Below are 11,658 nucleotides of genomic sequence, written 5' to 3' on the forward strand. Positions count from 1 at the left end.
TGAGTCATTCCATATGCTCTGCGGCCGGCAGGAGAGGCCGCGCAAGAGAAGCGTCAGGGAAAAAGCCGAGGATGAAGCCAGCCAGCTTGCCGGGCGCGGACGAAGCCCCGTCCGGCAGGACTGTCATGACATGGCCGCATCCCGCGCGGCAACGCCGCCGGCCATGCCGCGCCAGCTGTTCGCGGCCTCGGCGCGCCCTGGCAGCCGCTTCTGCAGCCCTGTCATCCGCCAGGCGGGGTCGGTGACCTGCCAGAGCAGGTCGTCCACCTGCCCGAAATGCTCGGCCCAGCTCGGGGTCTGCCAGCCTTCCATGCGGCGCAGCTGCGCCTCGCGCGACTGGCTGCCGGGGGTGGCGTAGTCGATCACGGCATTGCGCCAGGCGCTGCCATCCAGCGGGTCGAGGTAGTCCGGCACGGCGCCGCCCACCTCGCGCAGCGCCGGCAGGTCGGAGCAGATGACCGGCAGCCGCACCGCCAGCGCCTCGGCCAGCGGCAGGCCATAGCCCTCGGCGAAGGAGGGGAAGAGCAGGGCGCGCGCGCCCTGCAGCAGCTCGGCCACCATGCGGTCCGGCAGCTGGCCCACCTCCTGCACCAGCCCCTTCAGCACGGTGCAGCGCTCCAGGATGTCGACGACGTTCTCGTTCTCCCAGCCGCGCTTGCCGATGACCAGCAGCCGCGGCGTGGCGGCGCCGTGCCGGCGCGCCAGCTCCCGCCACAGATGCAGCAGCAGCAGGTGGTTCTTGCGCGGCTCGATGGTGCCGAGGGTGATGAAGTAGGGGTCGATCGGCGTGCCGTGCGACGGCGTGGACTGGGTGTCGATGCCGAGCGGCGCCACCACCACGGGCGGCGGCGCGGCGCGCCCGGACAGATAGGGCGACAGCGCCTCGGCGGTGGCGACGGAATTGACGATCACGCCATCCGCCAGGGCGGCGGTGGTGTTGATGCGGCGCAGATGCTTCTCCGCCTGGCCGGGGCGTGCGTATTCCGGATGGGTGACGGGGATCAGGTCGTGGATCAGCGGCACGAAGGCGCAGCCGGCGCGGCGCATCGCCTCGATCGGCCCGCTGCGGTCCAGCGCCTGGTGGGAGACGAGCAGGAAGGCCAGCCGGCGCGTGCCGTTCATCAGCCGCGCGAGGTCGGAGCGGCCGAGGCCGAGCAGCAGCCGCCCCCGCCCCAGCCCGCCGATGCGCGCCGCGGTGCGGAAGGCCGGGCCATTGGCCAGCCCGCTGCTCCAGGCCTCGGTGAGGGCGGCGACGAGATCGGCCACCAGGCGGCGGGGCAGCATGGCGAAGCCGCCCTGCAACTCCTGCCCCACGAAGCTGCAGGAATCCGGCGGCGCCGCCAGCCAGCGCCGCGCATAGGCGAGTTCGACGCGATCAATGCCCGACGGGGTGCGCTTGCGGCCGCAGCTGAGCAGCCGGGAGACATCCAGAATCACGTGCAGGCCGTCGGCGCGCGAGTCAAAGGGCATCGTCGATCCCCAGAAGGGCGGCGGGCTCGGCGCACCGCCCTAGTTGGTAAGCAGTAATGACTTATGCTGCGACCGCGAAGAAAAGTAACTCACGAAAAAGTGGGTTTCCCCTGATTTTCCGGTTTCGCGTCATGCGAGTAGCGAAAGCTTGGCAGCGTCGGCTTTCGCCTTCCGGTAGTAATAGCGGCGCTTACGGGTTGTGTCGCGTCGAAAATGATCGGGCGATTGATCGTTATTGGTTTATTCGTCAGTCGGCCTCCGGCATTATCACATTGTTGTGCCTTCCTTCCAGTAGAACATCGCGCATCGTCTCAGCGCTTTTGATGCGGATGTCCGCGAAGGCGTGGGGGGTGTGGAAGGCGCTGTGGGGCGTGACGATCAACCGGCCCGTGAGCCAGGGCTCGCGCGCACGGTAGGCTGCTAGCAGGGCCGGAATGGGCGCAACCGGCGGTTCCTGTGGCAGCACGTCCAGTCCGGCGCCGGCGATGTGGCCGTCGCGCAGGCAGGCGGCCAGCCCGTCGACGTCGAGGATCGGCCCGCGCGCCGTGTTCACCACCACGGCGCCGGGGCGCAGAAGGCGCAGCGCCGCCTCGTCCAGCAGGCCGCGCGTGGTGCGGGTCAGCGGCGCGTGGATCGAGAGCGTGTCGGTCTGCGCCAGCAATTCCTCCAGGCTGCGGGCGCGGGCGATGCCGAGCGCGCGGTCCACGCCGTTCGGCAGGTAGGGGTCGAAGAACACCACGCGGAAGCCGAAGGCCTTCGCCCGCAGCGCCACCGCCGTGCCGATGCGCCCGAGGCCCAGGATGCCGAAGGTCTGCTCCGAGGCGCGCTGGACCAGCGGGCTGTCGAGGTAGCGCCACTCGGCCGGCGGGTCGGCGCGCTGCAGGTCGTGGTGCAGCGCGATGCCGCGCCGCAGCGTCAGCGCCAGGGCCACGGCGTGGTCGGCCACCTCGGTGGTGCCGTAGTCGGGCACGTTGCACACCGTCACGCCGCGCGCGGCGAGCGCCGGGCGGTCCAGCCGGTCGTAGCCCACGCCCATGCGCACCACCACCTTCAGCTTCGGGAAGCGGTGCAACTGGCTGCCCGGCAGCCAGTGGCGGAAGATGAACAGCCCGTCCGCCTCGGCGCAGAGCGCATCCGGCAGCTCCTCCACCCCGCCCGGCCCGCCGCCACGGATGACCCGCACCCCGGGGCCCAGGATCTCCTCCTCCAGCGTGGTGTCGGGGTACAGGCCTTCCGGTTCCAGAACGGTCAGCATGGGTGTGCTCTCCTCCAGGTTGAGTTTGTTGCGCGGAGGATGCGGGGGCCACCTTGGGCGCGCAAGCCACCCCGCCTATCCTGCGCCCGGCAAGGCAGGGAGGCAGGCATGACGGTGGAGCGGAGAATCTTGGTCACGGGCGCGTCGAGCGGCATCGGCGCCGCCACGGCGCGGGCGCTCGCCGGGCCGGGCGTGGCGCTGGCCGTGCACGCCCGCAACAACCGCGCGGGGGCGGAGCGCGTGGCGGCGGAGGCCCGCGCGCGCGGCGCCGAGGCCACCGTGCTGCTGGCCGACCTGGCCGCGCCGGACGCCCCCGCGCGGCTGGTGGCCGAGGCCGCCGCCGCCCTGGGCGGGCTGGACGTGCTGGTCTCCAACGCCGGCTTCGCCGACCGCACGCCGGTGGCGCAGCTCACGGACGAGGCCTTCGCCCGCAGCCAGGACACCATCCTGACGGCGCTGTTCCGCCTGGCGCGCGCCGCGGGGCCGCTGCTGGCGGCGGGGCGGGCGCCGCGGCTGGTCGCCGTCTCCTCCTTCGTGGCGCACAATTTCCGCACCGACAGCGCGGTGTTCCCCGCCTCCGCCACGGCCAAGGCGGGGGTGGAGGCGCTGGTGAAGGCGCTGGCGCTGGAATGGGCGCCGGCGGTCACCGTCAACGCCGTGGCGCCAGGCTACACGCAGAAGGACTCCGGCGCGCATGCGGCGCTGGACGCGAAGGCGTGGGAGGCGGTGGTCGCCCGCATCCCGCTGCGTCGCCTGGGCCTGCCGCAGGACGTGGCGGAGGCGATCGCCTTTCTCGCCTCGGAGCGGGCCGGCTACATCACCGGGCAGGTGCTGCATGTCGATGGCGGGGTGGTGGTGTAGCCGCCCCGCCATGGCCGGGGAGGCTCACTCCACGCGGATGTTCGCCTCCCGCACCAGCGTCGCCATGCTCTGCCGCCCCTCGCGCACGAAGCGGGCGAAGTCGGCCGGGCTGCTGCCCACCGGCACGGCGGCGAGCTGGGCGAGGCGCGCCTGCACCTCCGGCTCGGCCAGCGATTCGGCCAGCACGGCGTGCAGACGGGTGGCGATGGCCTCCGGCAGCCCGGCGGGGCCGAACAGCGCCGCCCATTCGGAGAGGGTGAGGCCGAGCAGCCCGGCCTCGGCGAAGGTGGGCACCTCCGGCTGCACCGAGACGCGCCGCTCCGCCGCCACGGCCAGGAAGCGCGCCCGGCCGGAGGCCACCACCGGCGCGGCCGAGAGGGCGGTGATGAACACCGCGTCCAGATTGCCGCCGGCGATGTCGCGCGCCGCGTCGGCGCCGCCGCGATAGGGCACGTGCTGCACCTCGATGCCGGCCAGCCGGCCGAGCTGCACCACCGCCAGGTGCCCCGCCGTGGCATTGCCCTGGGTGCCGATGTTGAGCTGGCCGGGGCGCGACTTCGCCAGGGCGATGAAGCCCGCCAGATCCTGCGCCGGGCTGTCCGCGCGCACCGCCAGCACCTGCGGAAAGGTGGTGACCAACGAGACGGGGGTGAAGGCGGTGGCGTAGTCGAAGGGCAGGCCCTTCAGCAGCGCGGGGTTCACGAGGTGGGAGGAGGCGTCCCACAGCAGCATGTGCCCGTCGGGCGCCGCCTGCGCCACCACGCCGCCGCCGACGCTGCCGCCCGCGCCGGTGCGGTTCTCCACCACGATGGTCTGGCCCAGGCGCTCGCCCATGCGGGGGGCGATGGTGCGCGCCGCGCTGTCCGCCGCGCCGCCGGCGGCGAAGGGGACGATGAGGCGGATGGGCCGGCTGGGCCAGGCGGGCTGGGACCGCGCGGCGCCGGGCCGCAGGGCGGGCAGCAGCAGGGCGGGGGCGGCGAGCAGGGCGCGGCGCGGCGCGAGCGGCATGGGGGCTTCCTCCGGCGTGATGGTTGCGCCGAAGCTAGCGCGGCGCCGCCGGGCGCGGGAAGCCGGAAGGCCGCAAACGAAACGGGCCGCTCAGTGGCTGAGCGGCCCGTTCGGAACTGGTGGAGCCAATCGGAATCGAACCGACGACCTCTTGAATGCCATTCAAGCGCTCTCCCAACTGAGCTATGGCCCCACAGGAAGCGAGGCGGCGATATAGCGGCGGTGCGGGCGCCGTGCAAGCGGCCTTGCGGCGGGCTCTTGAAGGGCGGTTCAGAGGCCGGAAATGCAACAGGCCGCCCGTTGCCGGGCGGCCTGTGGAACTGGTGGAGCCAATCGGAATCGAACCGACGACCTCTTGAATGCCATTCAAGCGCTCTCCCAACTGAGCTATGGCCCCTCAGGGAAGTGGCGGGGGTATAACGAGCGCGCCTGGGCCACGCAAGCGGGGGAGGCGGGATTTTTTCGCCGCATCCGCGCCACCCCTCCGTGCACGTGCGGCACGCCACCGCGCGCCCCTTTCGCAGCCGCGTCATGGCCGGTAGCCTCCCCCGCATCCGAAACTGGGGAGCGTCAAATGCGGAAAGTCTACCCCGATGCGCGCGCCGCGCTCGACGGCGTGCTGCGCGACGGCATGCTGATCCATTCCGGCGGCTTCGGTCTGTGCGGCATTCCGGGGGCGTTGATCGAGGCGATCCGCGATTCCGGCGTGAAGGACCTCACCGTCGTCTCGAACAATGCCGGCATCGACGATGCGGGCCTCGGCCTGCTGCTGAAGACGCGGCAGATCCGGAAGATGATCTCCTCCTATGTGGGCGAGAACAAGACCTTCGCCGAGCAGTTCCTGGCCGGCGAGCTGGAGATCGAGTTCAACCCGCAGGGCACGCTGGCCGAGCGCATCCGCGCCGGCGGCGCCGGCATCCCCGCCTTCTTCACCAAGACCGGCGTCGGCACCGCCGTGGCCGAGGGCAAGGAGACGCGGGAGTTCGACGGCGAGACCTATGTGATGGAGCGCGGCCTGTTCGCCGACCTCGCCATCATCCACGCCTGGAAGGCGGACACCGAGGGCAACCTCGTCTTCCGCAAGACGGCGCGCAACTTCAACCCGATGATGGCCACCGCCGCGACGATGACGGTGGTGCAGGTGGAGCACCTGGTGCAGCCGGGCGAGCTCGACCCCGACCACATCCACACCCCCGGCATCTATGTGAAGCGCATCGTCAAGCTGCCCGAGGGCTACGAGAAGCGCATCGAGCAGCGCACCGTGCGCAAGCGGGTGACCGACCTGAACCCCGCCACCAGCAACGTCGCCTGAGGGAGAGGAGAACGACCATGCCCTGGACCCGCGACGAAATGGCCGCCCGCGCCGCCCGCGAACTGCAGGACGGCTTCTACGTCAATCTCGGCATCGGCATCCCGACGCTGGTGGCCAACCACATCCCCGACGGGATGAGCGTGCAGCTGCAGTCGGAGAACGGCATGCTGGGCATGGGCCCCTTCCCCTATGAGGGGGACGAGGACCCGGACCTGATCAACGCCGGCAAGCAGACCGTGACGGTGCTGCCCACCACCAGCTTCTTCTCCTCGGCCGACAGCTTCGCCATGATCCGCGGCGGGCATATCGACCTGTCCATCCTGGGCGCGCTGCAGGTGGCGGAGAATGGCGACCTCGCCAACTGGATGATCCCCGGCAAGATGGTGAAGGGGATGGGCGGCGCCATGGACCTGGTGGCCGGCGTGAAGAAGGTGGTGGTGCTGATGGAGCACACCGCCGGCGGCAAGCCCAAGCTGCTGCGCGAATGCGCCCTGCCGCTGACCGGCAAGGCGGTGGTGGACATGGTGATCACCGAGCTCGCCGTCTTCGCCATCGACCGGCAGAAGGGCGGCATGACGCTGACCGAGCTGGCGCCCGGCGTCACGCTCGACGAGGTGCGGGAGAAGACCGAGGCCAGCTTCGCGCTCGGCGCCGGCATCGGCTGAGGCGCCGCCCCGGCCGGGAGGGGCCAGGCCTCTCCCGGTGCGCGGGGGCTATTGTGGCCGCGGGCCCGGGGTGGGCACAGGGCCGGGCGTGGGCAGGCCGGCGCCCGCGCCGGTGAGGGAAGGCTGCTGCGGCATGGGAGCGGCAGGCTGGGCCTGCGGCTGGGCGGGGCCCCGGCTGTAGGCGGGCGTTGCGGCGCGCTGCGCCTCGTAGCGCCGGCGGTCCTCCTCCAGGCGGCGGCGCAACGTCTCCAGCTCGCGCTCGCGTTCGGAGAGGGTGCGCTCCCAATCCTGGCTGGCCGTGGCGCGCGGCGCAGCGGGCGTGCTCGCGGCACGGCGCGGGGCTGGCGCGGCGCGGCGCGCGGGCGCCTGGCGCGGCGTGGCGGTCGGCAGGGGCGGCGGGGCCCAGTCCAGCATCGGGATCGGCGCGCGGCCGGGCGGGATGGCGGCCGGGGACGCGAAGGGAGAGGCAGGGGCGGGAGCGGCGAAGGCGGGGGCCGGCGCGGCGGGCGCCGCCTGGCGCAGCCGGTCGAACTGCCGGCCGCTGCCGGCCATGATGTCGCCGCCCAGCCCCACCTCGTTGGGCCACATCTGGGCCAGGGCCGGCGCCGATGGAAGCAGGAGAGCCAGGAACAGCGCGCGCCACATGTCAGCAGAAGCCCGTCCGGAAAGGAAGAAGCCGGCAGGATGGCCGATCCGGCCCGCCGGCTTCAAGGAATTCACGCCACCGCCAGCCAGCCCAGGATCAGCACCCCGAGCACGATGCGGTACCAGCCGAAGGGGGTGAAGCCGATGCGGCCGATCACGCCCATCAGCCAGCGCACCACCACCAGCGCCACGACGAAGGTGACGACGAAGCCGACGCCGATCTGCCCCACCGCCGAGACATCGAGCACCGCCCGGTTCTTCCACAGGCTGAACACGGTGGCGGCCAGCATGGTGGGGACGGCCAGCAGGAAGCTGAACTCCGCCGCCGCGCGCCGCTCCACCCCCACCAGCAGCGCGCTGATGATGGTGGCGCCGGAGCGGCTGGTGCCCGGCACCATGGCCAGCGCCTGGCCGAAACCGATCAGCAGCGCCGCCACCGGCCCGATCTCGGGCACGGTGTGGATGGTCGGCGCCGCGCGCAGCTTCTCGATGACAATGATGGCGATGCCGCCGGCGATCAGCGCCAGCGCCACCACCAGCGGCGTGTAGAGCAGGCTGGTGATGTAGCCGTAGAGGGTGGCGCCCAGCACCATGGCCGGCAGGAAGGCCAGCAGGATGTTGATGGCGTAGTAGTATTCCGCGCTGCCGCGCCGCCACATGCCGAAGGCGATGCGGATCAGCGTCGCGCGGAACAGCCAGATCACCGCCAGGATGGCGCCGAACTGGATGCTGATCTCGAAGGTCTTGCCGGGAGGACCCTGGAAGCCGATCGCCTCGCCGAGGAGAATCAGGTGGCCGGTCGAGGAGATGGGGAGGAACTCGGTGACGCCTTCCACAATGCCCATCAGCACCGCGGAAAGCAGCGAAGCAAAGTCCATGGAGACATCCTGCGCAGGGTGCGGCTCCGACTACCCTTCGGCGCGGGGCCTGTCATGCCGTATTGTGCAGTGCGGGAGAGCCGGGACGATGAATTTCTACGGATCGGCCCGGTATCTGAACGAAAGAGTAAAAAAAGCGCCGGCGGGGAGGCCCCGCCGGCTCTGACGCCGCTCGTCTTCCGGCTCAGCGCACCGTCTGCGAGGCGGTGAAGGCGAAGTTGTCGAAGGAGTTCTCGGCGACGCGGAACCAGGTGTACTCGTCGTCGCGGAAGCGGCGATAGGACTCCCAGATGGTCTTGAACCGCTCGTTCTTGGCGCCCGTCTCGTCGTAGAGCTCGTGCGTCGCCTTCCAGGCGGCGGAGAGGATCTCGCGCGAGAAGGGGCGGAGCTGGGTGCCGGCGGCGATCAGCCGGCGCAGCGCCTGCGGGTTGGCGGCGTCGTAGCGCGCCGTCATGTCCTGGTCGGCCTCGGCGCAGGCGGCTTCCAGCGCCGCCTTGTAGGCGGTCGGCAGCGCCTCGAAGGCGGCCTTGTTCACCATCAGGTGCAGCCGCGCGCCGGGCTCGAAGAAGCCCGGGAAGTAGTAGTTCGGCGCCACGCGGGAGAAGCCCAGCTTCTCGTCGTCATAGGGACCGACGAACTCCACCGCGTCCAGCGTGCCGCGCTCGAGCGAGGGGTAGATGTCGGCCGCCGCAACCTGGGTCGGCACCGCGCCGAGCCTGGCGAAGACCTGGCCCGCGAAGCCGGCGACGCGGAACTTCAGCCCCTGCAGGTCGGCCAGCGTTTTCACCTCCTTGCGGAACCAGCCGCCCATCTGGGCGCCCGTGTCGCCGGCGGTGAAGGCCACGATGTTGTAGGTGCCGAACAGCTCCGCCGCCAGCGCCGCGCCGCCGCCATGGCGGTACCAGGCGTTGAACATGCGGGTGTTCAGCCCGAAGGGCATGGCGGTGAAGAAGGCGAAGGCGGGGTCCTTGCCGACATAGTAGTAGGGGGCGGTGTGGGCGCACTCCACCGTGCCGGCCTGCACCGCGTCCAGCGCCTGCAGCCCGCCGACGATCTCGCCGGCGGGGAAGACGCGGATCTGGAACTTGTTGTCCGTCATCGCCGCCACGCGGCGGGCGATCATCTCCGGCGCGCCGTAGAGGATGTCGAGGTTGCGCGGGAAGGAGCTGGTCAGGCGCCAGCGCAGCTCCGGGGCCGACTGGGCCAGGGCAGGCATGGCAAGGGCGGCCGGCGCGGCGGTGGCGGCGGCGCCGAGCAGGGCGCGGCGGTTCATGGGGGCTTTCCTCCCGACGGGATCGAGGCGCAGTGACGGCTCCTGGAGGAGCCGGGGCGCTGCTTATCCCGCCAAATCCGGTCGGAGGAAAGGGCAAAAGGGAAATTTTCTTGCGCGATTAGGTCAGGAAACTTGCCGTTTCGCGCAAGGCCGGGAGAGCGAGGGCGGGGCGGGGTGCAGGCCCCCGCCCCGCGCCGCCTCAGTAGCGGTATTCCTCGTGCTTGAAGGGGCCGCTCACCGGCACGCCGATATACTCGGCCTGGGCGGGGGAGAGCTTGGTCAGCTTGGCGCCGACCTTGCCGAGATGCAGCGCCGCCACTTTCTCGTCCAGCTTCTTGGGCAGGGTGTAGACCTTGCACTCATAGGCCTTGGCGTTGGTCCACAGCTCGATCTGCGCCAGCACCTGGTTGGAGAAGCTGGCCGACATGACGAAGCTCGGGTGGCCCGTGGCGTTGCCCAGGTTCACCAGGCGGCCCTCGGACAGCACGATCAGGCGCTTGCCGTCGGGGAACACCACCTCGTCCACCTGCGGCTTCACGTTGTCCCACTGGAAGTTGCGCAGGGCGCCGATCTGGATCTCGGAGTCGAAGTGGCCGATGTTGCAGACGATGGCGCGGTGCTTCATCGCCCGCATGTGGTCGAGCGTGATGACGTCGATGTTGCCGGTGGCGGTGACGAAGATGTCGCCCTGCGGCGCGCCCTCCTCCATCGTCACGACCTCATAGCCTTCCATGGCGGCCTGCAGGGCGCAGATCGGGTCGGCCTCGGTCACCAGCACGCGGCAGCCGGCGTTGCGCAGGCTGGCGGCGGAGCCCTTGCCCACGTCGCCGAAGCCGGCGACGACGGCGACCTTGCCGGCCATCATCACGTCCGTGCCACGGCGGATGGCGTCCACCAGGCTCTCGCGGCAGCCATAGAGGTTGTCGAACTTCGACTTGGTGACGCTGTCGTTCACGTTGATGGCGGGAACCTTCAGCGTGCCCTTCTTCACCATGTCCCACAGGCGGTGCACGCCGGTGGTGGTCTCCTCGGACAGGCCGCGGATGCCGGGCAGCAGCTCGGGGTACTTGTCGTGGACCACGGTGGTGAGGTCACCGCCATCGTCCAGGATCATGTTGATCTCCCAGCCATCCGGGCCGCGGACGGTCTGGTCGATGCACCACCAGAACTCCTCCTCGGAGAGGCCCTTCCAGGCGAAGACCGGGATGCCGGCGGCGGCGATGGCGGCGGCCGCGTGGTCCTGGGTGGAGAAGATGTTGCAGGAGGACCAGCGGACCTCGGCGCCGAGCGCGGTCAGCGTCTCGATCAGCACGGCGGTCTGGATGGTCATGTGCAGGCTGCCCGCGATGCGCGCGCCCTTCAGCGGCTGGCTCGGGCCGTATTCGGCGCGCAGCGCCATCAGGCCGGGCATCTCGTCCTCGGCCATCGAGATCTCCTTCCGGCCCCAGGCGGCCAGCGAGATGTCCTTGACCTTGTAGTCGGTGAAGCCGGTGTTCGCGTCGGGCATGAGCTTTCTCCGCAGTTGGCGGGCGCGATAGCACAGCCACCCGGCGGCGGCCAGGGTAATGCGTAACATATAAGGATGGGTTTATGTGCCGCGGCGCAGGGCCGAGCCCGCCTATCCGTGGATCAGCAGGGACTCGACGAAGGTGGTCAGCAGGGCCGCGTTGTCACGCCCCGGCATGGCCCGCAGCACGCGCAGCGACTCGGCCTGCTCCACCGTCTCGCAGAAGCGGAGCATGGCGCCGTAGCCGCGCATGCGCCCCTCCGTCATGTCGTGCACCATCAGCAGGGGCGGGTTGTCCGGGCAGGCCAGCAGGGCCGACAGGGCGCAGGCCACGCGGAACCGGCCATCGACGAAGACGAGGTCCGGCTTCTCCCCGCGCCGCGCCCACTCGGCCCAGGCGGTGCCGACATAGCGCGACCAGGTGCGGATGGTGGCGGGGTCGGAGGGCTTGCCCCAGGCGCCGACGGGCCCGATGCGCGCGTGCAGCACGCTCAGCCGCCTGCTGCGCCGCGCCGCCGCCATCTCCGGATGCCGGCGCACCGCCTGCACCCAGCGCTCGTCCGAATCGACCGCCACCAGCGTCTTGAAGCCGCTGCGCACCGCCTCCAGCGTCGAGCCGCCCAGGCCGAACTCGGAGTAGCGCTCATAGCCGCGCCCCAGCACGTCGCGGAACAGCGCCAGCTCCGCCTTGCTCATGTGCGGCAGGCCGATATTGACGCTCTCGCCGGCAGGAGGCGCCTCGTCCTCATCCCTCTCCGCCGGGGCGGCTTCGCTCATGGGTCGG

11 protein-coding genes and 2 tRNA genes are annotated in these 11,658 nt (G+C 71.1%); 3 read left to right on the plus strand and 10 right to left on the minus strand.

Annotated features, from left to right (window positions below; translation table 11 throughout):
• Nucleotides 1-123 precede the first annotated feature (123 nt).
• Together CR165_RS04960 and CR165_RS04965 are read right to left on the minus strand one after the other, a co-directional pair.
• Nucleotides 124-1,470, minus strand: a complete 1,347-nt coding sequence (locus CR165_RS04960) for a glycosyltransferase family 4 protein (protein WP_245906118.1) — start codon at nt 1,468-1,470, stop codon at nt 124-126.
• A 247-nt stretch (nt 1,471-1,717) separates the two neighbouring features.
• Nucleotides 1,718-2,725 carry a C-terminal binding protein gene (locus CR165_RS04965; protein ID WP_109515836.1) on the minus strand — a complete coding sequence of 336 codons (1,008 nt, stop codon included), beginning with the start codon at nt 2,723-2,725 and terminating at the stop codon, nt 1,718-1,720.
• A 129-nt stretch (nt 2,726-2,854) separates the two neighbouring features.
• Between CR165_RS04965 and CR165_RS04970 the strand changes: the two genes are divergently transcribed.
• A complete protein-coding gene (locus CR165_RS04970; protein ID WP_245906120.1) occupies nt 2,855-3,586 on the plus strand; it encodes an SDR family NAD(P)-dependent oxidoreductase in 732 nt (243 codons plus the stop codon).
• Nucleotides 3,587-3,610: 24 nt separating this feature from the next.
• On the opposite strand, the gene CR165_RS04975 is transcribed toward CR165_RS04970, so the two are convergent.
• From CR165_RS04975 to CR165_RS04985, 3 genes are all read right to left on the minus strand, one after another.
• A complete protein-coding gene (locus CR165_RS04975) occupies nt 3,611-4,594 on the minus strand; it encodes a Bug family tripartite tricarboxylate transporter substrate binding protein (RefSeq protein WP_109515838.1) in 984 nt (327 codons plus the stop codon).
• Between the two features lie 117 nt (nt 4,595-4,711).
• Nucleotides 4,712-4,787 (minus strand) — tRNA-Ala (locus CR165_RS04980).
• A gap of 128 nt (nt 4,788-4,915) precedes the next feature.
• A tRNA-Ala gene (locus CR165_RS04985) sits at nt 4,916-4,991 on the minus strand.
• Nucleotides 4,992-5,168: 177 nt separating this feature from the next.
• On the opposite strand from CR165_RS04985, the gene CR165_RS04990 reads away from it, so the two are divergent.
• The gene (locus CR165_RS04990; protein WP_109515839.1) at nt 5,169-5,906 is read left to right on the plus strand and encodes a CoA transferase subunit A; all 738 of its coding nucleotides are present in this window, start codon (nt 5,169-5,171) and stop codon (nt 5,904-5,906) included.
• A 17-nt stretch (nt 5,907-5,923) separates the two neighbouring features.
• Nucleotides 5,924-6,571 carry a CoA transferase subunit B gene (locus tag CR165_RS04995; protein ID WP_109515840.1) on the plus strand — a complete coding sequence of 216 codons (648 nt, stop codon included), beginning with the start codon at nt 5,924-5,926 and terminating at the stop codon, nt 6,569-6,571.
• A 48-nt stretch (nt 6,572-6,619) separates the two neighbouring features.
• Here CR165_RS04995 and CR165_RS05000 read toward each other — a convergent pair whose 3' ends face one another.
• The 5 genes from CR165_RS05000 to CR165_RS05020 all read right to left on the minus strand — a co-directional run bounded on the left by CR165_RS05000 (nt 6,620) and on the right by CR165_RS05020 (nt 11,651).
• Nucleotides 6,620-7,216 (minus strand): hypothetical protein, encoded by a 597-nt coding sequence (locus CR165_RS05000; RefSeq protein ID WP_109515841.1) that lies wholly within the window; start codon nt 7,214-7,216, stop codon nt 6,620-6,622.
• Nucleotides 7,217-7,287: 71 nt separating this feature from the next.
• Entirely contained in the window at nt 7,288-8,094 is an 807-nt protein-coding gene (locus CR165_RS05005; protein WP_109515842.1) for an undecaprenyl-diphosphate phosphatase, read from the minus strand.
• Nucleotides 8,095-8,278: 184 nt separating this feature from the next.
• A complete protein-coding gene (locus CR165_RS05010) occupies nt 8,279-9,367 on the minus strand; it encodes a TRAP transporter substrate-binding protein (protein ID WP_109515843.1) in 1,089 nt (362 codons plus the stop codon).
• 199 nt (nt 9,368-9,566) lie between these two features.
• Entirely contained in the window at nt 9,567-10,874 is a 1,308-nt protein-coding gene (gene ahcY / locus CR165_RS05015) for an adenosylhomocysteinase (protein WP_109515844.1), read from the minus strand.
• A 111-nt stretch (nt 10,875-10,985) separates the two neighbouring features.
• The gene (locus CR165_RS05020) at nt 10,986-11,651 is read right to left on the minus strand and encodes a hypothetical protein (RefSeq protein WP_109515845.1); all 666 of its coding nucleotides are present in this window, start codon (nt 11,649-11,651) and stop codon (nt 10,986-10,988) included.
• Nucleotides 11,652-11,658: the final 7 nt, after the last annotated feature.

It is taken from the genome of Teichococcus aestuarii, from assembly GCF_003116135.1.
Classification (GTDB): Bacteria; Pseudomonadota; Alphaproteobacteria; order Acetobacterales; family Acetobacteraceae; genus Pseudoroseomonas; species Pseudoroseomonas aestuarii.

Excerpts from the sequence above, each read along its gene's own strand:
- CR165_RS04960 (WP_245906118.1), bottom strand. The coding sequence starts at position 1,470 with ATGCCCTTTGACTCGCGCGCCGACGGCCTGCACGTGATTCTGGATGTC.
- CR165_RS04965 (WP_109515836.1), bottom strand. The coding sequence starts at position 2,725 with ATGCTGACCGTTCTGGAACCGGAAGGCCTGTACCCCGACACCACGCTG.
- CR165_RS04975 (WP_109515838.1), bottom strand. The coding sequence starts at position 4,594 with ATGCCGCTCGCGCCGCGCCGCGCCCTGCTCGCCGCCCCCGCCCTGCTG.
- CR165_RS04990 (WP_109515839.1), top strand. The coding sequence starts at position 5,169 with ATGCGGAAAGTCTACCCCGATGCGCGCGCCGCGCTCGACGGCGTGCTG.
- CR165_RS04995 (WP_109515840.1), top strand. The coding sequence starts at position 5,924 with ATGCCCTGGACCCGCGACGAAATGGCCGCCCGCGCCGCCCGCGAACTG.
- CR165_RS05000 (WP_109515841.1), bottom strand. The coding sequence starts at position 7,216 with ATGTGGCGCGCGCTGTTCCTGGCTCTCCTGCTTCCATCGGCGCCGGCC.
- CR165_RS05005 (WP_109515842.1), bottom strand. The coding sequence starts at position 8,094 with ATGGACTTTGCTTCGCTGCTTTCCGCGGTGCTGATGGGCATTGTGGAA.
- CR165_RS05010 (WP_109515843.1), bottom strand. The coding sequence starts at position 9,367 with ATGAACCGCCGCGCCCTGCTCGGCGCCGCCGCCACCGCCGCGCCGGCC.
- ahcY (WP_109515844.1), bottom strand. The coding sequence starts at position 10,874 with ATGCCCGACGCGAACACCGGCTTCACCGACTACAAGGTCAAGGACATC.
- CR165_RS05020 (WP_109515845.1), bottom strand. The coding sequence starts at position 11,651 with ATGAGCGAAGCCGCCCCGGCGGAGAGGGATGAGGACGAGGCGCCTCCT.